This is a genomic window from Streptomyces sp. NPDC001222, assembly GCF_042896945.1.
Lineage (GTDB): Bacteria > Actinomycetota > Actinomycetes > Streptomycetales > Streptomycetaceae > Streptomyces > Streptomyces gibsoniae.
Genome location: NZ_JBIAXT010000002.1, coordinates 376,653 through 397,100 on the forward strand (window position 1 = coordinate 376,653; position 20,448 = coordinate 397,100).

Sequence of the window (20,448 nt, forward strand, 5' to 3'; positions counted from 1 at the left end):
GCCCCAAGCCCGCAGAACCTCAGCACAGAACAGGACAGCCCTCATGTCGCTCGACGTCTCCCCGCAGCTGCTCGCCGAAGCCGAGAACGGCGAGGTTCGGGACCAGGACTTCGTGGAAACGGTCCGTACCTCCCTGCCGTACGCCTACGACCTCATCGCCCGCCTCGCCGGTGAACTCCGCTCCAGCACTGCGGAGTTCACCGACAACCAGACCCCGCCGCCCTCCGAGAAGGAGCGCGGGCAGCTGCTGCGCGCACTGTCCAGCGACGCGATCCGAGGCAGCCTCGAGCGTCACTTCGGCGTCGCCCTCGCCTTCCAGAACTGCCACCGCGTCGCCGCCTTCCGCCCCGAGGCGCGCGGCGGCGCAACCCACACGCGCTTCACCTCGCCGCGCGCGCAGATCCTCAACCAGTCGCCGGAGCTCCGCGACTGCTGAGCCGCTCACGGGGACAGTGGTCTCCGCCGGGGCAGGGCCGTCGACGCCGATGCCGGCGACAGCCCCGCCCCGGCGCACACCCGGGTCAAGAGATGGCAACGGTTTTCATTTACCATTGATGTGAAAATCGTTTCCATCTAGCGTGACGATGTCACCGCACCGCCGGCACGTGTCCGCCTACCGTCCGGCACCGCCCGAAGGAGCCCCGCATGTCCCCCGTCCCCGCCTCCCGTTCCGCCCGCCCGGCCGCGAGGCTCGCCCTCGTCACCGCGCCAGCCGCCCTCACGGCCCTGGCGGCGACCGCCTGCTCGACCTCCTCCCCGCACACCAGCGACACCGCCGCGACCGGCAGTGGCAGCAGCTCGGGCAAGACGATCCAGGTGGTGGCGGCGGAGAACTTCTGGGGCAGCATCGCCTCCCAGCTCGGCGGCAGCCATGTGAAGGTGACCAGCGTCATCACCAATCCGGCCACCGACCCGCACGACTACGAGCCGACCGCCGCCGACGCCCGCACCGTGGCCGGCGCCCAGTACGCCGTCGTCAACGGCATCGGCTACGACGCCTGGGCCGACAAGCTGCTCGCCGCCAACCCCGGCAGCGGGCGGACCCAGTTGAAGGTCGGCGATCTGGTCGGCATCAAGCCGGGCGGCAACCCGCACCGCTGGTACTCCCCCGCCGACGTCCACCAGGTCATCGAGAAGATCACCGCCGACTACAAGAAGATCGACCCGGCCGACGCCGCCTACTTCGACCAGCAGAAGACGGCCTTCGAGACCAAGACGCTTGCCGACTACAACAAGCTCATCACCGACATCAAGGCGAAGTACGCGGGCACACCGATCGGCGCCTCGGAGTCCATCGTCACTCCGCTCGCCGAGGGTCTGGGGCTGAAGATGCTCACCCCTGAGACGTTCCTGGACGCGATGAGCGAGGGCTCCGACCCAACGGCCAAGGACAAGGCCACCATCGACCAGCAGATCAAGAACAAGAAGATCAAGGTCTACGTCTACAACTCCCAGAACTCCACGCCGGACGTCCAGGCACAGGTCAAGGAGGCCAAGGCGGAAGGCATCCCCGTCGCCACCGTCACCGAGACGCTCAGCCCGGCGGGCGCCTCCTTCCAGCAGTGGCAGACCGCTCAACTGCAGGGCATCGAGCAGGCCCTGCACAAGGCGACCGGAAAGTGAGCTGACGTCATGAACCCGATGGCGAAGGCCCGCGAGGCCGTCACCCACAGCGCCCCCACCCTCCCCACCCGCCGGACCGGCGGTCACGACACCGCACCGGGCGGCGAAAGCGCCCCGGTGGCCGCCCTGCGCGGGGCGGCCGTTCGGGTCGGCGGCCGTACGCTGTGGTCGGGCGTGGACCTTCGCATCGGGGCCGGCGAGTTCACCGCCGTGCTCGGCCCCAACGGCGTCGGCAAGTCCACCATGATCAAGGTCCTGCTCGGCGCACTCCCCGCGGCGGCCGGTGAGGTGCGGGTGCTCGGCGCCCGGCCCGGTCAGGCCAACGACCGCATCGGCTATCTGCCGCAGCGCCGCAGTTTCGACGCCTCCCTGCGGATCCGTGGCGTGGATGTGGTGCGCCTGGGCCTGGACGGCGACCGGTGGGGGATGCCGCTGCCGTTCCCGAGCGTGCGCCGGCGGGCCGCCCGCGCGCGCGTGGACGAGGTGATCGAGCTGGTCGGGGCGTCGGCGTACGCACACCGGCCGATCGGTCGGTGTTCCGGCGGTGAGCAGCAGCGGCTGCTGATCGCCCAGGCCCTGGTGCGCAGGCCCGAACTGCTGCTGCTGGACGAGCCGTTGGACAGCCTCGATCTGCCCAACCAGAGCGCGGTCGCCGCACTGATCGGGCGCATCTGCCACCAGGAGGGGGTGTCGGTGGTGATGGTCGCCCATGATGTGAACCCGATACTTCACCATCTGGACCGGGTGGTGTACCTGACCCAGGGCGGGGCCGCCGCCGGCACACCGGCCGAGGTCATCACCTCCGAGACACTGACCCGCCTGTACGGCACACCGGTCGAGGTGCTGCGGACCGCTGACGGACGGCTGGTCGTGGTGGGCCAGCCGGAGGCGCCCGCGGTGCACACCGATCGGCACGACACCCCGGGGAGCGGTCATGCTGCTCGCTGAGACGGGGGCGCCGGCCTGGTCGTGGAACCTCCTCGCCGACGTCCAGGAGATGTGGTCGTACCCCTTCATGGTCAACGCGTTCCGCGCGGGCGCGGTCGTGGCCGTGGTCTCCGCGGTGGTGGGGTGGTTCGTGGTGCTGCGGCGCCAGACGTTCGCCGCGCACACGGTCTCCACGGTCGCCTTCCCCGGTGCAGCCGGAGCGCTCCTGCTCGGAGTGAGCGCGGTCTACGGCTACTTCACACTCTGCGTGGCCGCCGCGCTGGTCCTCGCTGCCCTGCGCGCCGGCGGCGACCACCAGGAGTCCGCACTCACAGGGACCGTGCAGGCGTTCCTGCTCGCCTCCGGGTTCCTGTTCACCGCCCTGTACCGGGGGCTGTTGGAGGGGCCGCAGACCATCCTCTTCGGCACCTTCCTGGGGATCACGTCCTCGCAGGTGACCGTACTGATGGTGGTCGGCGTGGTGGTGCTGGCCGTGCTGGCGTTGATCGGACGGCCGCTGCTGTTCGCCTCCGTCGACCCGCAAGTCGCCGCCGGACGCGGAGTGCCGGTCCGCGCGCTGTCCGTCGGCTTTCTCGTCCTGCTCGGCGCGGCCACCGCCGAGGCGAGCCAGATCACCGGAACCCTCCTGGTCTTCGCCCTCATGGTGATTCCGGCCGCCACCGCCCAGGTCCTCACCGCCCGCCCGGCGTTGAGCCTGGCCCTGGCCGTCCTGCTGGCGTTCGCCGCGACCTGGCTCGGGCTGACCGCCGCCTACTACTCGCCCTATCCGCTGGGCTTCTTCGTGACGACCATCGCCTTCGCCGGATATCTGCTCGCCCTGGGCAGGCGCTCGCTGCGCGAGGTGCTCGGCCGCCGGGTCACCGCCCCGGCCGCGGTCCGGGAGGTGACGGCATGACCTGCCTGCTCGCCGCCTCACCGCTGACCCAGCCGTTCTTCCAGCACGCCTTCCTCGCCGGCACCGCCATCGCCGCGGCCTGCGGACTGGTCGGCTACTTCCTGGTGCTGCGCGCCCAGGTCTTCACCGGCGACGCGCTCAGCCACGTCGCCTTCACCGGCGCGATGGCCGCCCTCGCCTTCGGCGTCGACCTGCGCCTGGGCCTGTTCGCCGCCACCGTCGCCATGGCGCTGCTCTTCGGCGCCCTCGGCCGCCGGGCGCGCCCCGACGACGTGGTCATCGGCAGCGTCTTCTCCTGGATCCTGGGCCTGGGCGCCTTCTTCATCACCCTCTACACGACCTCCCGCAGCACCACCAACGGCACCGCCGGCATCAGCGTGCTGTTCGGCTCCGTCTTCGGCATCTCCTACAGCAGCGCGGTCGTCGCCGCCCTGGTGGCCGCCGGAGTCGCCCTGCTGATGGTGCTGATCGCCCGGCCGCTGCTGTTCGCCACGCTCGACGAGGCCGTGGCCGACGCCCGAGGGGTGCCGGTACGCCTGCTCGGATACGGGTTTCTCGCCCTCGCCGGGATCAGCGCCGCCGAGGCCACCCAGGCCGTGGGCTCCCTGCTTCTGCTCGGCCTGCTCGCCGCCCCCGCGGGGGCCGCCATCCGGCTCACCGACCGGCCCTACCGCGCACTCGCCCTGTCCGCCGGGCTGGCGGTACTGGAGATGTGGGCGGGACTGTTCGCTTCCTACGCGGTGCCGAAGATGCCGCCGAGTTTCGCCGTCATGGCCGTCGCCACGGCCGTCTACGCGGCCACGTTCCTGATACGACGGCCCGTGGGCGTCCCGCGCACACCACCCGCTGTCCCCACCGGCCCATGAGTACCTGAGCGAGGCACGCTGATGGCACGCACCCGGCAACGCACCCCCACCGAAGTCGCGCTGATCGGGCGCCGCACCCAGCAACGCTCCGTCGTCCTCCAGGCGTTCATCCGGGCCGACGGTTTCATCGGCGCCCAGGCCCTCCACGCCCGGCTCGCCGCCGACGGCACGCCGGTCGGCCTGTCCACGGTCTACCGCACCCTGACCCGGCTGGCCGGCGCGGGCCGGGCCGACCTGGTCCGCGACGCGGGCGGTGAACGCCTCTTCCGCTACCGCCCCGGCCCCGACCACCGCCACTACCTCATCTGCACGGAATGCGGTCTGAGCCGCCCCGTCGACTCCGGCCCGGTCGAGGACTGGGCCGAAGCCGTCGCACAGGACTCCGGCTTCGCGAACGTCCGGCACACGGTCGAACTCTGCGGAGTGTGCCCGGACTGCCGCCGAGCGCCCGCGGCGGCGGACGGGTCTGTGCGCGGCGACAGTCAGTGACCCATGGCTGTTGCTCAGTCAGTGTTCGATGGCTTCGTTCCGGTGAGCCGCGGGGTCGTCGACCCCCGATGCTGGGTGCCAGGACGGTCAGGCAGGTGGCTGGACTGTCCGACCCGTACGAGACACATTGACGCGGGCCCGGCTATCGGGAGCTGTAGGGCAGCAGAGCCATCTCGCGCGCGTTCTTGATGGCCTGTGCCATCTGCCGCTGCTGCTGACGTGTCACATGGGTCACCCGACGACTGCGGATCTTTCCGCGGTCGGAGATGAACTTCCGCAGCAGGTCGGTGTCCTTGTAGTCGATGTACGTGACGCCGGCGGCGTCCAGCGGGTTGGTGCGCTGACGCTTGACCGTCTGCCGCCGGGCGCTCTTGTTTCGGGGCATGATGGGCATGGTGGGGTCGGTCCTCTCTCCGGGAGTGCGGTCGGGCATGCGGGCCACTGGGCGGGGTTCAGATCACCGGGTCGAGCAAGTCGTCGAAGGCGTGTGGCAGTTGTCGCCAGCCGTCCCGGCCCGCCGCGTACTCGTCGTCGGTGAGCAGGCACGAGTCGAGCAGCGTCAGCAGTCCGTCACGGTCCAGGCCGGGCGAGGTGAAGGTGAGGTACTGGCAGCGGTCACCGTGCTCGTGGTGCCAGTCCAGCGAGGCCGCGACGCGACGTTCGGCCGGAACCATCTCCCAGGCGGCCTCAGGCAGTACGGCCAGCCAAGGTCCGGCCGACTCCACGCACAGCGCGCCGCCCGCGGCCTCCCACGACAGCAGCGTGTCGGGGCGGTCGGCCAGCCAGAACCGCCCACGGCTGCGGGCGGCGGCACAGGTGAGGTCCTCCAGCGCGGCGTAGAGGCGCTGCGGGTGGAAGGGCCGTTCACGCCGCCAGACGAGGGTGCTCACGCCGTGCTCGTCGCACTCCTGCGGCAGCAGCGCGCACGCGGGATGCAGGCGGGCGGCCGCCGCTGCCACGTCGAAGCCCGCCAGCAGAGCGGCCCCCAGGCCACCACCCTGCACCCGTAGCGCCCGTACGCCCGGTGTGAGCTGGGCGAGCAGCGCGTCGTCGGTGTCGTCGGCGACCTCGCCGCCGTCCTCGCGGGAGCTGTCCTCGACGACGGCGATCACCGTGGGGTACTCCAGCTGCCGGGCGAAGGTGTCGGCGACCGTGCGCCGGTCGGTCGGGGCGGCGGCGAGGCCGACGTCGGCCAGGTCGTCGCCGTTGGACAGATACGGCAGGACGAGCGCGGGGTCGATCGCGGTGGCGACGCCGGTCAGCGTCAGCGGCGCGCCCGCGGCGGCGATGACCTCGGCCATGGCCTGGGGCTCGACGGAGTCCCACAGTTCCAGGACGGCCAGCCGATGGCTGCCCTCCTCGGCGAGCCGCCGCAGTTCGGGCACCATGTCCTCGCGCAGCGCGCAGCATGCGCAGTCGTTCACGAGGGGCGCGTCGCCGCTGCCCAGCAGACCGCCGGCGTCCCGTACGGTCCGGTGCACCGCGCTGTCGACGGCGGACGTCAGGTCGTGGTGCAGCGCCACCGAGCCGGGAACCGTGCGCAGGATCTCCTCCACGGCGGCCCGGCGGGCGTCGGCGTGCAGCCCGGCGACGACGGCGACCGGCAACCGCGTCCCGTCCACGCTCACCGCTTGCTCCGTCCGCGTCCGTAGCGCCGCTCGAAGCGCTCGACCCGGCCCGCGGTGTCCAGGACCCGCTGGGTGCCGGTGTAGAAGGGGTGGCTCGCCGAGGAGATCTCGACGTCGATGACGGGGTAGGTGTTGCCGTCCTCCCACTCGACGGTCCTGTCGCTGGTGGCCGTGGACCGGGTGAGGAAGGCGTAGTCGGCGGCCCGGTCGCGGAAGACGACCGGGCGGTACTCGGGGTGGATTCCGGGCTTCATCGCTCTCAGCGCTCCTCACGGAAGTCGATGTGCCGGCCGACGACGGGGTCGTACTTGCGCAGCGTCAGCCGGTCGGGGTTGTTCCGGCGGTTCTTGCGGGTCACGTAGGTGTAGCCGGTGCCGGCGGTGGACCTCAGCTTGATGATCGGTCGCAATTCGTTACGGGACATGGGCAGCACCATACAGGAGATTGGTTTTCATTTTCATTTAGGGCTAGTGTGCTGCCACCACAACAAGGAGGAACCGTGTCAGCCCACTGCCAACTCACCGGCCGACAGCCCGGATTCGGCCACCACATCTCCCACTCGCACCGGCGCAGCAAGCGCCGTTTCGACCCCAACATCCAGCACAAGCGCTACTGGCTGCCGAGCGAAGGCCGTCACGTCCGGCTCACCCTCTCCACCAAGGGCATCAGGACGGTCGACGCGATCGGTATCGAGGCCGCCGTGGCCCGCATCCGCGCCCGCGGAGGGAAGATCTGATGGCGAAGAAGAGCAAGATCGCGAAAAATGAACAGCGGCGCCTCGTCGTGGCCCGCCATGCCGAGCGCCGCGCCGAGCTGAAGGCGATCATCTCGTCGCCCCGTACGTCCGACGACGAACGCGCCGCCGCTCAGCGCGAACTGCGCCGCCAGCCCCGCGACGCCAGCGCCACGCGCCTGCGCAACCGCGACTCCGTGGACGGCCGCCCCCGCGGCCATCTGCGCGCCTTCGGCCTGTCGCGCATCCGCGTACGTGAGATGGCCCACGCGGGCGAGCTCCCCGGCGTGACCAAGAGCAGCTGGTGACCTGGGCCAGATCCCCTCACCCTTCGAGGCCGAGTCCCCTGCGGCCCCCTGTGTGCCCGCACCGGGAGGCGCGAGGGCGGTGATCGTGGCTGAGACCACGGCACAGCGCTCCCGTACTCTTCCTCGGAGCCGCCCCATGCAGGACGGCTCGGGAGGGGGCATGGACAACCGCGAGGGAGACGGTATGGGAGCGGCTGACCGGAACGGTGCCGGAGACTGGAACGGCGTCGGCAACCCGCCTCCGTCCGGGGGCGCTCGCGCGAGCGAGTACGGACACGGCTACGACTACGAGTACGGGGCGCCTCCCGAGCCGGGACCCCGCCTCGGCTACGGCCCCGACACCGGCACGGGCCGCCTCCCCTCCCCTCCGTCCATGCGCCACGGGCATGCCCCCGTGCGGGACAACGGGTACGCCCCGGCGCCCGGCTCCGGACCTGGCCCCGACCACGACCCGGAGGCGGGCTCCGGCGGTCACGGACACACACACGGCCACAGCTACGGCCCGGCGGCGCCCGTCTCCCGGCATCTGCGCAAGGTCATCGCGGCGATCCTGATCCCCTTCACCGCCGCCGTCGTGGTGGCGATCGTGGTGCTGTGGCCGGGCGGTGCGCCGCCGCACAAGCGCACCGGCGTCGGCTTCGACCAGCAGACACAGCAGGCCACGGTCAGCAGAGTGGTCGAAGTGAGCTGCAAGTCGGTGAACGCCTCCGGCGAGACCCCGACCGGCGACACCTCCACCGCCGAGGGCACATCGGCCGAGCAGGAGGCGAACGGCACCTGCAAGAAGGCGACGGTGCGGGTCGACACCGGCAAGGACAAGGGCCGTACGTTCACCGAGATCGTGCAGCCCGACCAGTCACGGCAGCTGCACCAGGGCGAGAAGGTCGTGGTCGCCTACGAGCCCTCGGCACCGGCAGGCCTGCAGTACTCGGTCTCCGACGTGAACCGCCGATTCCCCATGGGACTGCTGGCCGCGGGCTTCGCGCTCGCCGTCGTGCTGGTGGGCCGACTGCGCGGTGTGATGGCGCTGATCGCCCTGGCCATCAGCTTCCTGGTACTGAACTTCTTCATCCTGCCCGCGGTCCTGCAGGGCTCGAACCCGCTGCTCGTGGCGGTGGTCGGATCGAGCGCGATCATGCTGATCGCCCTGTACCTGTGCCACGGCCTGTCGGCCCGTACGTCGGTGGCGGTGCTCGGCACGCTGGTGTCGCTGTCGCTGATCGGCGTCCTCGGCTCGCTGTTCATCGGCTGGGCCGCTCTGACCGGCAACACGGACGACAGCACCGGCCTGATCCACGGCCTGTACCCGCACATCGACATGAGCGGTCTGCTGCTCGCCGGCGTCATCATCGGATCCCTCGGCGTGCTCGACGACGTCACGGTGACCCAGACGTCGGCAGTCTGGGAACTGCACGAGGCCAACCCGACGATGGGCTGGCGCGGGCTCTACCGCGCGGGCATCCGCATCGGCCGCGACCACATCGCCTCGGTCGTCAACACGCTCGTCCTGGCGTACGCGGGTGCCGCCCTGCCCCTGCTCCTCCTGTTCTCCATAGCGCAGAGCAGCGTGGGCACGGTCGCCAACAGCGAGCTGGTCGCCGAGGAGATCGTGCGCACCCTGGTCGGCTCGATCGGCCTGGTCGCCTCGGTACCGGTCACCACGGCCCTGGCCGCCCTGGTGGTCTCGGCGGACCGACCCGGACCGCGGACAGAGACGGCGACAGCGAGCGCGGCGGCGACCGGTGGACCGGCTACGGGCCGAGGCGGACGCCGACGCAAGCGTTGAGAACGCTCGTGGATCAGAAGCCCTTCGCTACCGGCTCCAAGATCGCCACATGACCTTCAGAGGCACAGGAGCTGAACCCACGTTGGCGCCGGTGAGGCCATGTGGCGGGAGCGACGGGAGGAACCTTGACGCGTCCCGCTCTCGATCAGGTTGAGGCCGTGCGGACACAGCAGCAGTCAGGGGACGGCAGGACCGGTACTTCCCACCGGGCGCCCCGGGCGTCCCGCACCGTCGCTCCACCCGCCCACGCCCTGCCGGCCCTCCAGCTGTGCCGCGGGGAACGCGGCCACCGCACGGGCGGTGCGCCAGGCCCGTCGCAAGCGGCCCCCGATCACGCTGGGGAAGATCGAGGAGCGTCCCGTGGGGCTGGAGCCGCCGTCGTACCTGACGGGCTTCCAGGCCGCCGGGCTGCTGACGTGACCCGCAGGTCAGGAGCCCTTTGCAGCAGGCTCCAGGATCGCGACGCACTCCACATGATGCGTCATCGGAAACAGGTCGAACGCCCGCAGCGTCCGCACCCGGTACCCGCCGTCCCGGAAGTACCCCAGGTCCCGGGCGAGGGCTGCCGGGTCGCAGGCCACGTAGGCGATGCGGCGTGCGCCCAGTGATGAGAGGTGGGCCACCGTCTCGCGGCCCGCGCCGGCGCGGGGCGGGTCCAGGACGATCAGGTCGACCTCCGTGATGCCGGTGCGCGGCAGGACCGATTCGACCTTGCCCTGTTCGATGCGCACCCGGGGGAAGTCGGCGAGGTTGTGCCGGGCGTCCTCCACCGCGCGCTTGCCGGACTCGATGCCGAGCACCGCGCCCTTCTCGCCGAGCCGGTCGGCGAGTGCGCCGGCGAAGAGGCCGACACCGCAGTACAGGTCGAGCGCGGTCTCGCCCTTGCGCGGCAGCAGGCCCTGCATCACCGCCGTCACGAGGGTGTCCGCCGCCTTCGGGTGGACCTGCCAGAAGCCTCCGTTGCCGACGCGGTGCGTACGGCCGTCGGCGCGTTCGCGGACGAAGGGGCGGCCGTGGACGCGGTGCACGCCCCCCGTCCTCTCGTCGATCCGCAGGACCGAGACCGGCTTGTCCAGTTCGACCAGCGGCAGTCGCGCGCCCGGCTTCGGCGTCAGGATGACCTGGCGGTCCTGCGAACCCGTCGCCGCGATGGCCTCGACGGAGTCCATGCCCGTCCAGTCCCGCTTCTCGATGCCCAACTCACTGACGCCCTCGGCGGCGATCATGCAGTGGTCGACCGGCTCGACCTCGTGCGAGCGGTGCCGGCGCAGACCCGCCCTCCCGGCGGGGTCCACCGCGTACTGGACCCGGGTGCGCCACTGCGGCACCTCGCCCACCGGCAGCTTGTCGCCCTCGGCCGGCATCACCGTGCCGTCCCACCCCGCCTCCTCGGGGGTCAGGCCCGCGAGCCGCCGCAGTTGCTCGGCGATGACCTCGCCCTTCAGCCTGCGCTGCGCGCCCGGCTTGGCGTGCTGCCAGTCGCAGCCGCCGCAGCGGCCGGGACCCGCGTACGGGCAGGGTGCGTCGACACGGTCCTTCGACGCCTCCAGCACCCGCACCGCGTCCGCGCGCAGGAAACGGGCGCCCTCCTCGCCCTCCGTCACCCGAGCCACCACCCGCTCCCCGGGCAGGGCGTGCCGGACGAAGAGGACCTGACCGGTCTCGGTACGGGCGATGCAGTGGCCACCGTGGGCGACCGGGCCGATCTCGACCTCGTACTCCTCGCCCACCAGCGACTTCTTCGGTTCTGCCTGCATGGTGGGACGACTCCAGATCAGAGATGAGGGGACGGGCCGCAATCGATGCGGCCGGACGACAGCCCACCAGTCTACGTGGCTGTCACCCGGCCGTTCACCATGAATGCCGTGCGGGGGCCTCAGCCCTGCGAGGCCGAGGACTCCCTGGGGCGCTGCTCCGCCGGGCCGCGCCGGACCGCGCCGGGCGCGTTCCAGTCCTGCCGCCTGCGGGCCCGCTGCTTCGCCAGCTCGGACGACTGCAGCTGGTACGGCACCGAGGTGACCATGACGCCCGGCGTGAACAGCAGCCGGCCCTTGAGCCGCAGTGCGCTCTGGTTGTGCAGCAGATGCTCGTACCAGCGGCCGACGACATACTCGGGGATGATCACGGAGACGGCGTCGCGAGGGGACTCACGGCGCAGGCTCTTCACGTACTCGATCACCGGTCGCGTGATCTCGCGGTACGGCGAGTCGAGGATCTTCAGCGGTACGTCGATGCCGCGCCGCTCCCACTCCTCCTTGAGCGCCTTCGTCTCCGCCGGGTCGACGTTGACGCTGAGCGCCTCCAGGGTGTCCGTGCGCAGCAGCTTGGCGTAGGCCAGGGCGCGCAGGGTCGGACGGTGGATCTTGGAGATGAGCACCACCGAGTGGACGCGCGAGGGGCGGACGCTGTCGTCGGTGGGGACCTCGGGGGCGGCCAGTTCCTCGGACACCCGGTCGTAGTGGCGGCGGATCGCGGTCATCGTCGCGTAGAAGATGCACATGCCGAGCAGGGCGACCCAGGCGCCGTGCGTGAACTTCGTGACGAGGACGACGACCAGGACCAGGCCGGTGAAGAAGGCACCGAAGGCATTGATGCCGCGCGAGCGGCGCATATGGCGGCGCTTGGCCTGGTCCTGCTCGGTGGCGAGGTGCCGGTTCCAGTGGCGGACCATGCCGGTCTGGCTCAGCGTGAACGACACGAACACACCGACGATGTACAGCTGGATCAGCCGGGTCGAGTCGGCGCCGTAGATACAGATCAGCATGGTGGCCGCGCCCGCGAGCAGCACGATGCCGTTGGAGAAGGCGAGGCGGTCGCCGCGGGTGTGCAGCTGGCGCGGCAGATAGCGGTCCTGGGCGAGGATCGAGCCGAGCAGCGGGAAGCCGTTGTAGGCGGTGTTCGCGGCGAGGAACAGCACCAGCGCGGTGGCCGCGGCCAGCACGACGAACAGGAAGCTGCCCTTGCCGAAGACGGCCTCGGCCACCTGTGAGATCACCGGGTTCTGGACATAGCCGGAGCCCAGCCCGACGCCGTGGTGGAGCAGGTCGGTGGCCGGGTTCTCGGCCATACGGACCTTGGTCGTCATGGCCAGCACGATGATGCCGCAGAACATGGTGACGGCGAGCAGGCCCATCATCGCGAGCGTCGTCGCCGCGTTCTTCGACTTGGGCTTGCGGAAGGCCGGGACGCCGTTGGAGATCGCCTCGACTCCGGTGAGCGCGGCACAGCCGGAGGAGAACGCGCGCAGCAGCAGGAAGACGAGCGCGAAGCCCGCCAGTCCCTGGTGCTCCGCCTTGATCGTGTACGCGGCCGTGGGCGCGCGCATGGTGTCCCCGAGGACCAGCCCGCGGAACGCGCCCCACGCGATCATGATGAAGACGCCCGCGACGAAGACATACGTCGGGATGGCGAAGAGCGTGCCGGACTCCTTGACCCCGCGCAGGTTCATCAGCGTGAGCAGCACGACCACCGCCACCGCGCAGAGGACCTTGTGCTCGACGACGAACGGAATCGCGGAGCCGAGGTTCTCGATGCCCGAGGAGATCGACACCGCGACCGTGAGGACGTAGTCGACGAGCAGGGCGCTGGCGACGGTGAGGCCCGCCTTGGGGCCGAGGTTGGTGGTCGCCACCTCGTAGTCGCCGCCGCCGCTGGGATAGGCGTGCACGTTCTGCCGGTACGAGGCGACCACCGTGAACATCAGCACGACGACGGCGACCGCGATCCAGGGGCTGAAGTGGTAGGCCGACACGCCCGCGATGGACAGGACCAGCAGCACCTCGCCGGGGGCGTAGGCCACGGAGGAGAGCGGGTCGGAGGCGAAGACGGGGAGTGCGATGCGCTTGGGCAGGAGGGTCTCCCCCAGCCGGTCACTGCGCAAGGCGCGCCCGATCAGGATGCGTTTGGGCACGTCGGTCAGTTTGGACACAACAGAGGATCGTAAGGGGTCGGTCCGGGGGTAGCCCAGCCGCTGAAGGAGATCTGCCTCACGAGTGAATTCGAGGAGGGGTCACGCTGCGGATTCCGCGGGTGAGGAGTTCTGCGTGCCGCTGTGGCAAAACCCGCTCCGTTGCCGCTTTCGGAGGATCCACGTATGCGTCCGCGGTGTTCGCCGGCGCCCGCACCCGGGTCGTCGGCCTCGGAATCATGACAGTTCTCGGCGGCCGCGGCATCGGCCGTCGCCGAGCCGAGAAGCCGTCCGGCACGTGTGCCCGAGGGGTGCCCTATGCGGACCGCGCGTGTGTAGCTTGGGCGGCGGTCTGAGACCCTGTTGTTGGTTTTCGACTGAGCCATGACCCTTGACATCGGAAGGACGGTCGTGCACATCGTCATCATGGGCTGCGGAAGAGTGGGCTCCGCTCTTGCCCAGACCCTGGAGCAACAGGGGCACACGGTCGCGGTGATCGACCAGGACCCCACCGCCTTCCGACGGCTGGGCTCCGGGTTCGGCGGCCGCCGTGTCACCGGAGTGGGCTTCGACCAGGACACCCTGCGCGAGGCGGGCATCGAGGAGGCCGGCGCCTTCGCCGCCGTCTCCAGCGGCGACAACTCGAACATCATCGCCGCGCGCGTGGCCCGCGAGATGTTCGGCATCGAGAACGTGGCGGCCCGTATCTACGACCCCCGCCGTGCGGAGGTCTACCAGCGCCTGGGCATCCCGACCGTGGCGACCGTCCGCTGGACGGCCGACCAGATGCTGCGCCGCCTGCTCCCCTCGGGCGCCGAGCCGCTGTGGCGGGACCCCACCGGCGGTGTCCAGCTCGCCGAGGTGCACGCCTCGCCGGCCTGGGTCGGGCACAAGATCAGCCGGCTCCAGGAGGAGACCGGGGTCCGCGTCGCGTTCCTCACCCGGCTGGGCGAGGCCATGCTGCCCACCTCGCAGACGGTCTTGCAGGAGGGCGATCTGGTGCACGTGATGATGCGGACGCACGACGTCGAGAAGGTCGAGGCGGCGTTCGCCGAGGGGCCTGAAGGAGAGGGCGGGCACTGATGAGGGTCGCCATTGCCGGTGCCGGTGCCGTGGGTCGCTCGATCGCGGGCGAGCTGCTGGAGAACGGGCACGAGGTCCTGCTGATCGACAAGGCGCCCACCGCGATCTCGGTCGAGCGCGTACCGCAGGCGGAGTGGCTGCTGGCCGACGCCTGCGAGATCACGTCCCTGGACGAGGCGGCGCTGCAGCGCTGCAACGTGGTGATCGCCGCGACGGGCGACGACAAGGTGAACCTGGTCGTGTCCCTGCTGGCGAAGACGGAGTACGGCGTTCCGCGCGTCGTCGCCCGAGTGAACAACCCGAAGAACGAGTGGCTGTTCAACGAGGCGTGGGGCGTGGACGTGGCCGTGTCCACCCCGCGTCTGATGTCGGCGCTGGTGGAGGAGGCGGTGAGCGTCGGCGACCTGGTCCGCCTGCTCCGCTTCAGCCACGGCGACGCGAACCTGGTGGAGCTGACCCTGCCTCCGGAGTCGGCCCTGGCCGGCACGCAGGTCGGTGACGTGGAGTGGCCGCAGGACACCTCGCTGGTGACCATCATCCGCGGCACCCGGGTGCTGACCCCGTCCCAGGAGGACTCTCTGGAGGCGGGCGACGAGCTGCTGTTCGTGGCGGCGCAGGCACGCGAAGGACAGCTGGAGGATCTGCTCTCGGTACGCCGGGAGGACTCGGCCGGCTAGTCGCCGCAGTCACCGGCTGCGGGGCGCTCCGATCGGGTCGGGGCGCCCCGGCGCTTTTCCAGCAAGGCCCCTGGACTCGCGGTGGTCCTCAGGACTCCCGGCGGTGGCGGCCGCCCTGGGCCTCCCGGTCGACGGCCGACGCCGCCGCTGCCGCCGCCTTCCGCTCCTCCTCGGCCTTCTCCTCCGCCTCCATCTCCGCGAACACGTCGATCGGCGCGGGCGCCTTCGCCAGGAACACCCAGGTGAGCCAGACGGCGAGCAGGAACGGCGGGATCTTGAGCGCGATCAGCACCCAGCCGAGCTGGGCGGTGTTGGCCCACCAGTACAGGGGGAACAGGATCGCGCACTTGGCGAGCAGGATCAGTCCCCAGGCCCAACTGGCCTTGGTGTACGCCTTCTTGCGACCCGGGTTGCGGGTGCGCCAGGAGAGGTTCTCCTTGAAGACCGGACCGAGGATCAGCCCGATCAGGGGCACTCCGGCGAGCGTGGTGATGATGTACGCCAGGGCCAGGCCCAGCGTGTAGAGCATGCCGGGCAGATAGAAGTCCTTGGCGTTGCCGGTCATCATCGCGAAGACCACGCCGAAGGCGACACCGAACACACCGCTGAAGGCGTGCTTCACGGTGTCCCGCATGACGAGGCGGACGACCACGAGCAACAGCGAGACCGCGAGCGCGGTGATCGCCGACCAGTGCAGGTTTTTGTTGATCGTGAAGATGGTGACGAAGAAGAGACCCGGAACCACGGTCTCGACCATGCCGCGCACCCCGCCGAACGCCTCGAACAGCGCGGCCTCGGTCACCGCCCGTGAATCGTGCTGGGCGTCTTCGGTCGGCTTCTCGAGTGACGTCACCGGCTACTCCCGTCCGAGCGGTCTGAGTTCGTACTTGGGATTGAACAGCACCCTGCGGCCCCGGCTCAGCGAGATCCGGCCCGAGGCCATGAGCTTGCGCCCCGGCTCTATGCCGACGATGGAACGCCGGCCGAGCCAGACCAGGTCCAGCGCGGCCGAGCCGTCGAACAGCTCGGCCTCCAGGGCCGGTACACCGGCCCGCGGGCGCAGCGTGACCGTCCGCAAGGTACCAGTAACCGTCACGATCTGCCGGTCGTGGCAGTCGCCGATGCGCGTGCATCCCGCGGTCTCGGCGTCCTCACGCAGTTCCTCGGACTCCAGATCCTCCTGCGACGAGGAAAGCCGGTCGATCATCCGCCGGAAACGGCCCACCGGCTTCCCGGAACGAGGAACAGCGCTCATACAGAAAGCGTACCGGGGTGCTCCGACAGCTCCGCACGGATGCCGCCGCCCCGCGCGCGGACGTCACTTCTCGAATCTGTATCCCATCCCCGGCTCGGTGATGAAGTGCTTCGGGTGCGAGGGGTCCGCCTCCAGCTTGCGTCGCAGCTGGGCCATGTACACCCGGAGATAGTTCGTCTCCGTGCCGTACGACGGCCCCCACACCTCCTGCAGCAGCTGCTTCTGGCTGACCAGGCGGCCGGTGTTGCGGACGAGCACCTCCAGCAGATGCCACTCCGTAGGGGTGAGGCGTACGTCCTTCCCGGCCCGGTTGACCTTCTTCGCGGCCAGGTCGACGGTGAACCCGTCGGTCTCGACCAGCACGTCGTCCTCGCTCGCCCCGTTCGGCTCGGCCCGGCGGACGGCGGCGCGCAGACGGGCCAGCAGTTCGTCCATGCCGAAGGGCTTGGTGACGTAGTCGTCGGCGCCCGCGTCGAGCGCCTCGACCTTCTCGTCCGAGGTGTGGCGGGCGGACAGTACGAGGATCGGGACCCGGGTCCAGCCGCGCAGCCCCTTGATCACCTCCACGCCGTCCATGTCGGGCAGTCCGAGGTCGAGCACGACGACGTCGGGGTGGCGAGCGGCGGCGAGCTGGAGTGCGGTGGCGCCGTCGGGAGCCGCGTCCACCTCGTACTTGCGCGCCTTGAGGTTGATCACGAGGGCGCGCACGATCTGCGGCTCGTCGTCGACCACGAGCACCCGGGTCATGTGGTTTGCCTTTCTGGTTCGGCGACGCGTGCGGGGCCTTGAGGGCTCCCCACGCCTCGCAGGGAGAGGACCATCGTGAGTCCACCGCCGGGGGTGTCCTCGGCGTTCAGCGTGCCGCCCATGGCCTCGGCGAAGCCACGGGCGACCGCGAGGCCGAGACCGACACCGGCGCCGCGGGGGGCGTCGCCGTAGCGCTGGAAGGGTTCGAAGATCCGGTCCTTCGCCTCGTCGGGGACGCCCGGCCCCCGGTCCACCACCCGCACCTCGACCCGGTCGGCGAGGGCGCTCGCGGCGACCAGGACGGGCGTTCCCAGGGGGCTGTACTTGACGGCGTTCTCGACCAGGTTGGCGACCGTCCGCTCCAGCAGCCCGGCGTCCACGGCGACCATCGGCAGGCTCTCCGGGATGTCCAGCTCGACGCTGTCCTCGGGCACCCCGCCGAGCGCCATCGGCACCACCTCGTCCAGGTCGATCGACCGGATGAGCGGGGTGACGGTTCCGGTCTGGAGGCGGGACATGTCGAGCAGGTTGCCCACGAGGTGGTCGAGCCGGTCGGCGCCTTCCTCGATCGCCGCCAGCAGCTCGGCGCGGTCCTCCTCCGACCACTCCACGTCTTCCGACCTGAGCGAGGTGACCGACGCCTTGATGCCCGCGAGCGGGGTGCGCAGATCATGGCTGACGGCGGCGAGCAGGGCGGTGCGGATGCGGTTGCCCTCGGCCAGCGCGCGGGCCTGTTCGGCCTCCTGCTGCAGGCGCTGGCGGTCCAGCACCACCGCGGCCTGCGCGGCGAACGCGGCCAGCACCCGGCGGTCGGAGGCGGGCAGGACCCGTCCGGACAGCGCGAGCGCCATATGGTCGCCCACCGGTACGTCCACGTCGGCGTCCTCGGGCCGCTCGACCGCGGCGCCCGGGCCCACGCTGCCGGCGCAGGTCCAGGGGTCGACCTCGCTCGTCCGCTCCAGCAGGGCCGCCGACTCCATGCCGAAGGTCTCGCGCACCCGTTCCAGGATCTCCGTCAGGCCGGTCTCGCCACGCAGCACGCTGCCCGCCAGGAAGGAGAGGATCTCCGACTCGGCGCGCAGCCGTGCCGCCTGGTGGGTGCGCCGGGCGGCCAGGTCCACCACAGAGGCCACCGACACCGCGACCCCGACGAAGATCGCGATGGCGACGATGTTCTTCGGGTCGGCGATCGTCAGCCGGTGCAGCGGGGGCGTGTAGAAGTAGTTCAGCAGCAGGGAGCCGAAGGCCGCCGAGGCGAGCGCGGGGAAGAGACCGCCCAGCAGGGCCGCCGCCACGGTCAGCGCCAGGAACAGCAGCATGTCGTTGGCGAGGCCGAGGTCCACGGCGTTCAGCAGCACCGCGAGGACGGCCGGGCCGACGATGCCGACCAGCCAGCCCGCGATGATGCGGGTGCGACCGAGCCGGGCGCCCCGGGCCACCGGCAGGCCGCGACCCTTGGCGACCTCCTCGTGGGTGACGATGTGCACGTCGAGGTCGGGCCCCGACTCACGGGCGACCGTGGCGCCGACGCCGGGCCCGAAGACGTACTGCCAGGCCTTGCGGCGCGAGGAGCCGAGGACGATCTGGGTGGCGTTCACTCCGCGGGCGAAGTCCAGGAGCGCCGCCGGAATGTCGTCGCCGACGACGTGGTGGAAGGTTCCGCCAAGATCCTCCGCCAGGGTGCGCTGCACCGCCAGCTCCTTGGGCGAGGCGGAGGTGAGTCCGTCGCTGCGGGAGATGTAGACGGCCAGCACCTCGCCGCCGGCGCCCTTCTCCGCCAGCCGGGCGGCCCGGCGGATCAGGGTCCGCCCCTCGGGACCGCCGGTCAGGCCGACCACGATCCGCTCACGCGAGCCCCAGATCGTCGACACCCGGTGTCGGCGGCGGTACTCGTTCAGATACTCGTCGACCCGGTCGGCCACCCACAGCAGGGCGAGTTCCCGCAGGGCGGTCAGGTTTCCGGGCCGGAAGTAGTTCGACAGCGCCGCGTCGACCTTGTCCGACTTGTAGATGTTGCCGTGTGCCATCCGTCGGCGCAGCGCCTGCGGGGACATGTCCACCAGCTCGATCTGGTCCGCGCGGCGCACCACCTCGTCGGGGACGGTCTCCCGCTGCCGTACGCCCGTTATGGACTCCACGACGTCGCCGAGGGACTCCAGGTGCTGGATGTTGACGGTCGAGACCACGTCGATCCCGGCGGCGAGCAGCTCCTCGACGTCCTGCCAGCGCTTGGTGTTGCGCGAGCCGGGGATGTTGGTGTGGGCGAGTTCGTCCACCAGGGCGACGGCGGGGGCGCGGTCCAGCACGGCGTCCACGTCCATCTCGGTGAAGACAGCGCCCCGGTGGTTGAGCTCCTTGCGCGGTATCCGCTCCAGGCCGTGCAGCATCACCTCGGTGCGCGGACGGTCATGGGGCTCGACAAAGGCGACCACGCAGTCCGTGCCGCGCTCGATGCGGCGGTGGGCCTCGGACAGCATGGCGTAGGTCTTGCCGACACCCGGTGCCGCACCGAGATAGATCCGAAGCTTGCCGCGTCCCATGGCCCCATTGTCTTCCCACACATACCTGCGTACGCTTCGTCGACCTTACGGCCAACAATTACGACAAATCGGACATGATGCACCCCGACGTGCGTCTTTGACGCAACCCTGATGCATCCAATGAACTCATGGATTCGCGTACGACGGAGGCCGTACCCCAGGGGATACGGCCTCGCACGATCCTGTCCGCCGAGCGGTCAGCGGACCTCGGTGATCTCGGGTCCCCGCTGCAGCTGACCCATGCCGCCGGAGAAGCGCGAGCCGCCCTCCTCCTGCTGGACACCCTCGGGCACCATCTGCGCGTCGTTCGGCAGCTTCAGGACGATCGGGTCGCGCGGCGCCATCGGGCCCTCGCCCCGCACCACGACCGTGTCCCGGAAGATCTGCTCCAGCAGCCCCGCGGCCTGCGGCTGCACCGCTCCCTGGCCGGAGATCACACCCCGCAGGAACCAGCGCGGACCGTCCACGCCGACGAACCGCACGACCTGGAAACCGCTCGTGCCGTCCGGCAGCTGCACCGGCACCTGGGCGCGCAGCTCCCAGCCCAGCGGCCCCTCGACCTCGTCGACGATGCCACCCTGCTGGGTGATACCGCTGGCGATCTCCTCGCGCACCTCGCCCCAGATGCCCTCGCGCTTGGGCGCGGCGAAGGCCTGCAGCTGGATGGCGCTGTCGCGCAGCACGACGGTCGCCGCGACGATCGCGTCGCCCGCGACCTCGACCCGCAGCTCCATGCCCTCGACCCCGGGCACGAACAGACCGCCCAGGTCCACCCGGCCCTCGCCGGGCTCGCGGACCTCGGTGTCGTCCCAGGGGCCGTCGGGGCGCGGCTCCGGCTCGAGCCTCACGCGCTCACGCGCGACCTCTTCTTCCTCCGCCTCGGTGTCGACATCGTCGACGACCTGCTCGGCCTCGCCGGCCGCGTCCCCGGCGGCACCCTTCTTGTTGCGACGTCCGAACACG

At 70.8% G+C, this 20,448-nt stretch carries 22 protein-coding genes; 11 read left to right on the forward strand and 11 right to left on the reverse strand.

Translation table 11 applies throughout. The annotated features are described in order from the left end of the window. Nucleotides 1-43: 43 nt before the first annotated feature. The 6 genes from ACFY2Z_RS04730 (at nucleotide 44) to ACFY2Z_RS04755 (ending at nucleotide 4,821) form a co-directional block, all read left to right on the forward strand. Nucleotides 44-436, forward strand: a complete 393-nt coding sequence (locus ACFY2Z_RS04730) for an SCO5389 family protein (RefSeq protein WP_390742715.1) — start codon at nucleotides 44-46, stop codon at nucleotides 434-436. Between the two features lie 209 nt (nucleotides 437-645). Beyond that, a complete protein-coding gene (locus tag ACFY2Z_RS04735; protein ID WP_390742716.1) occupies nucleotides 646-1,623 on the forward strand; it encodes a metal ABC transporter solute-binding protein, Zn/Mn family in 978 nt (325 codons plus the stop codon). A gap of 9 nt (nucleotides 1,624-1,632) precedes the next feature. After that, nucleotides 1,633-2,571, forward strand: a complete 939-nt coding sequence (locus tag ACFY2Z_RS04740) for a metal ABC transporter ATP-binding protein (RefSeq protein ID WP_390742717.1) — start codon at nucleotides 1,633-1,635, stop codon at nucleotides 2,569-2,571. After that, on the forward strand, nucleotides 2,558-3,466 hold the full coding sequence (locus tag ACFY2Z_RS04745) for a metal ABC transporter permease (protein WP_390742718.1): 909 nt from the start codon (nucleotides 2,558-2,560) through the stop codon (nucleotides 3,464-3,466). Before ACFY2Z_RS04740 ends, ACFY2Z_RS04745 begins: the two co-directional genes overlap by 14 nt. After that, nucleotides 3,463-4,332 carry a metal ABC transporter permease gene (locus ACFY2Z_RS04750; RefSeq protein WP_390742719.1) on the forward strand — a complete coding sequence of 290 codons (870 nt, stop codon included), beginning with the start codon at nucleotides 3,463-3,465 and terminating at the stop codon, nucleotides 4,330-4,332. The genes ACFY2Z_RS04745 and ACFY2Z_RS04750 overlap by 4 nt, the downstream gene beginning before the upstream one ends. A 21-nt stretch (nucleotides 4,333-4,353) precedes the next feature. Then, a complete protein-coding gene (locus ACFY2Z_RS04755; RefSeq protein WP_390742720.1) occupies nucleotides 4,354-4,821 on the forward strand; it encodes a Fur family transcriptional regulator in 468 nt (155 codons plus the stop codon). A gap of 142 nt (nucleotides 4,822-4,963) precedes the next feature. Here ACFY2Z_RS04755 and rpsR read toward each other — a convergent pair whose 3' ends face one another. The 4 genes from rpsR to rpmG all read right to left on the reverse strand — a co-directional run bounded on the left by rpsR (nucleotide 4,964) and on the right by rpmG (nucleotide 6,873). Next, on the reverse strand, nucleotides 4,964-5,206 hold the full coding sequence (gene rpsR / locus ACFY2Z_RS04760) for a 30S ribosomal protein S18 (RefSeq protein WP_390742721.1): 243 nt from the start codon (nucleotides 5,204-5,206) through the stop codon (nucleotides 4,964-4,966). 67 nt (nucleotides 5,207-5,273) lie between these two features. Continuing rightward, nucleotides 5,274-6,449, reverse strand: coding sequence for a GTP-binding protein (locus tag ACFY2Z_RS04765; RefSeq protein WP_390742722.1), 1,176 nt, complete (start codon nucleotides 6,447-6,449; stop codon nucleotides 5,274-5,276). After that, nucleotides 6,446-6,703, reverse strand: a complete 258-nt coding sequence (locus tag ACFY2Z_RS04770) for a type B 50S ribosomal protein L31 (protein ID WP_390742723.1) — start codon at nucleotides 6,701-6,703, stop codon at nucleotides 6,446-6,448. Before ACFY2Z_RS04770 ends, ACFY2Z_RS04765 begins: the two co-directional genes overlap by 4 nt. 5 nt (nucleotides 6,704-6,708) lie before the next feature. Further along, entirely contained in the window at nucleotides 6,709-6,873 is a 165-nt protein-coding gene (gene rpmG, locus ACFY2Z_RS04775) for a 50S ribosomal protein L33 (RefSeq protein ID WP_390742724.1), read from the reverse strand. A 75-nt stretch (nucleotides 6,874-6,948) separates the two neighbouring features. Here rpmG and rpmB point away from each other — a divergent pair, with 75 nt between their 5' ends. The 3 genes from rpmB to ACFY2Z_RS04790 all read left to right on the forward strand — a co-directional run bounded on the left by rpmB (nucleotide 6,949) and on the right by ACFY2Z_RS04790 (nucleotide 9,276). Then, on the forward strand, nucleotides 6,949-7,185 hold the full coding sequence (gene rpmB, locus ACFY2Z_RS04780) for a 50S ribosomal protein L28 (protein ID WP_390742725.1): 237 nt from the start codon (nucleotides 6,949-6,951) through the stop codon (nucleotides 7,183-7,185). Further along, nucleotides 7,185-7,490: a 30S ribosomal protein S14 gene (rpsN, locus tag ACFY2Z_RS04785; RefSeq protein ID WP_390742726.1), complete on the forward strand. Its 306-nt coding sequence runs from the start codon at nucleotides 7,185-7,187 to the stop codon at nucleotides 7,488-7,490. Before rpmB ends, rpsN begins: the two co-directional genes overlap by 1 nt. 373 nt (nucleotides 7,491-7,863) lie before the next feature. Then, the gene (locus ACFY2Z_RS04790) at nucleotides 7,864-9,276 is read left to right on the forward strand and encodes a YibE/F family protein (protein ID WP_390742913.1); all 1,413 of its coding nucleotides are present in this window, start codon (nucleotides 7,864-7,866) and stop codon (nucleotides 9,274-9,276) included. A 428-nt stretch (nucleotides 9,277-9,704) separates the two neighbouring features. On the opposite strand, the gene ACFY2Z_RS04795 is transcribed toward ACFY2Z_RS04790, so the two are convergent. Together ACFY2Z_RS04795 and ACFY2Z_RS04800 are read right to left on the reverse strand one after the other, a co-directional pair. Beyond that, on the reverse strand, nucleotides 9,705-11,033 hold the full coding sequence (locus tag ACFY2Z_RS04795) for a class I SAM-dependent RNA methyltransferase (RefSeq protein WP_390742727.1): 1,329 nt from the start codon (nucleotides 11,031-11,033) through the stop codon (nucleotides 9,705-9,707). A 119-nt stretch (nucleotides 11,034-11,152) separates the two neighbouring features. After that, nucleotides 11,153-13,204, reverse strand: a complete 2,052-nt coding sequence (locus ACFY2Z_RS04800) for an APC family permease (protein WP_390742728.1) — start codon at nucleotides 13,202-13,204, stop codon at nucleotides 11,153-11,155. Between the two features lie 390 nt (nucleotides 13,205-13,594). Here ACFY2Z_RS04800 and ACFY2Z_RS04805 point away from each other — a divergent pair, with 390 nt between their 5' ends. Together ACFY2Z_RS04805 and ACFY2Z_RS04810 are read left to right on the forward strand one after the other, a co-directional pair. Further along, a complete protein-coding gene (locus ACFY2Z_RS04805; protein ID WP_390742914.1) occupies nucleotides 13,595-14,266 on the forward strand; it encodes a potassium channel family protein in 672 nt (223 codons plus the stop codon). Further along, complete coding sequence (locus tag ACFY2Z_RS04810) at nucleotides 14,266-14,943, forward strand: TrkA family potassium uptake protein (RefSeq protein ID WP_365155925.1); 678 nt, start codon at nucleotides 14,266-14,268, stop codon at nucleotides 14,941-14,943. Before ACFY2Z_RS04805 ends, ACFY2Z_RS04810 begins: the two co-directional genes overlap by 1 nt. Nucleotides 14,944-15,031: 88 nt before the next feature. Here the strand turns inward: ACFY2Z_RS04810 and ACFY2Z_RS04815 are convergent, their stop codons facing one another. The 5 genes from ACFY2Z_RS04815 to ACFY2Z_RS04835 all read right to left on the reverse strand — a co-directional run bounded on the left by ACFY2Z_RS04815 (nucleotide 15,032) and on the right by ACFY2Z_RS04835 (nucleotide 20,447). Continuing rightward, complete coding sequence (locus ACFY2Z_RS04815) at nucleotides 15,032-15,796, reverse strand: DUF3159 domain-containing protein (RefSeq protein WP_390742729.1); 765 nt, start codon at nucleotides 15,794-15,796, stop codon at nucleotides 15,032-15,034. Between the two features lie 3 nt (nucleotides 15,797-15,799). Next, nucleotides 15,800-16,198, reverse strand: coding sequence for an OB-fold nucleic acid binding domain-containing protein (locus ACFY2Z_RS04820; protein WP_390742730.1), 399 nt, complete (start codon nucleotides 16,196-16,198; stop codon nucleotides 15,800-15,802). Between the two features lie 63 nt (nucleotides 16,199-16,261). Continuing rightward, on the reverse strand, nucleotides 16,262-16,945 hold the full coding sequence (locus tag ACFY2Z_RS04825; RefSeq protein ID WP_390742731.1) for a response regulator: 684 nt from the start codon (nucleotides 16,943-16,945) through the stop codon (nucleotides 16,262-16,264). Continuing rightward, the gene (locus ACFY2Z_RS04830; RefSeq protein ID WP_390742732.1) at nucleotides 16,942-19,485 is read right to left on the reverse strand and encodes an ATP-binding protein; all 2,544 of its coding nucleotides are present in this window, start codon (nucleotides 19,483-19,485) and stop codon (nucleotides 16,942-16,944) included. Before ACFY2Z_RS04830 ends, ACFY2Z_RS04825 begins: the two co-directional genes overlap by 4 nt. A gap of 197 nt (nucleotides 19,486-19,682) precedes the next feature. Then, nucleotides 19,683-20,447 (reverse strand): DUF3710 domain-containing protein, encoded by a 765-nt coding sequence (locus tag ACFY2Z_RS04835; protein ID WP_390742733.1) that lies wholly within the window; start codon nucleotides 20,445-20,447, stop codon nucleotides 19,683-19,685. Between the last annotated feature and the right edge of the window lies 1 nt (nucleotide 20,448).

Bases quoted from the DNA above. Each gene is read 5' to 3' on its own strand.
- ACFY2Z_RS04730 (WP_390742715.1), top strand. From the start codon at position 44: ATGTCGCTCGACGTCTCCCCGCAGCTGCTCGCCGAAGCCGAGAACGGC.
- ACFY2Z_RS04735 (WP_390742716.1), top strand. From the start codon at position 646: ATGTCCCCCGTCCCCGCCTCCCGTTCCGCCCGCCCGGCCGCGAGGCTC.
- ACFY2Z_RS04740 (WP_390742717.1), top strand. From the start codon at position 1,633: ATGAACCCGATGGCGAAGGCCCGCGAGGCCGTCACCCACAGCGCCCCC.
- ACFY2Z_RS04745 (WP_390742718.1), top strand. From the start codon at position 2,558: ATGCTGCTCGCTGAGACGGGGGCGCCGGCCTGGTCGTGGAACCTCCTC.
- ACFY2Z_RS04750 (WP_390742719.1), top strand. From the start codon at position 3,463: ATGACCTGCCTGCTCGCCGCCTCACCGCTGACCCAGCCGTTCTTCCAG.
- ACFY2Z_RS04755 (WP_390742720.1), top strand. From the start codon at position 4,354: ATGGCACGCACCCGGCAACGCACCCCCACCGAAGTCGCGCTGATCGGG.
- rpsR (WP_390742721.1), bottom strand. From the start codon at position 5,206: ATGCCCCGAAACAAGAGCGCCCGGCGGCAGACGGTCAAGCGTCAGCGC.
- ACFY2Z_RS04770 (WP_390742723.1), bottom strand. From the start codon at position 6,703: ATGAAGCCCGGAATCCACCCCGAGTACCGCCCGGTCGTCTTCCGCGAC.
- rpmG (WP_390742724.1), bottom strand. From the start codon at position 6,873: ATGTCCCGTAACGAATTGCGACCGATCATCAAGCTGAGGTCCACCGCC.
- rpsN (WP_390742726.1), top strand. From the start codon at position 7,185: ATGGCGAAGAAGAGCAAGATCGCGAAAAATGAACAGCGGCGCCTCGTC.
- ACFY2Z_RS04790 (WP_390742913.1), top strand. From the start codon at position 7,864: ATGCGCCACGGGCATGCCCCCGTGCGGGACAACGGGTACGCCCCGGCG.
- ACFY2Z_RS04795 (WP_390742727.1), bottom strand. From the start codon at position 11,033: ATGCAGGCAGAACCGAAGAAGTCGCTGGTGGGCGAGGAGTACGAGGTC.
- ACFY2Z_RS04810 (WP_365155925.1), top strand. From the start codon at position 14,266: ATGAGGGTCGCCATTGCCGGTGCCGGTGCCGTGGGTCGCTCGATCGCG.
- ACFY2Z_RS04820 (WP_390742730.1), bottom strand. From the start codon at position 16,198: ATGAGCGCTGTTCCTCGTTCCGGGAAGCCGGTGGGCCGTTTCCGGCGG.
- ACFY2Z_RS04825 (WP_390742731.1), bottom strand. From the start codon at position 16,945: ATGACCCGGGTGCTCGTGGTCGACGACGAGCCGCAGATCGTGCGCGCC.
- ACFY2Z_RS04830 (WP_390742732.1), bottom strand. From the start codon at position 19,485: ATGGGACGCGGCAAGCTTCGGATCTATCTCGGTGCGGCACCGGGTGTC.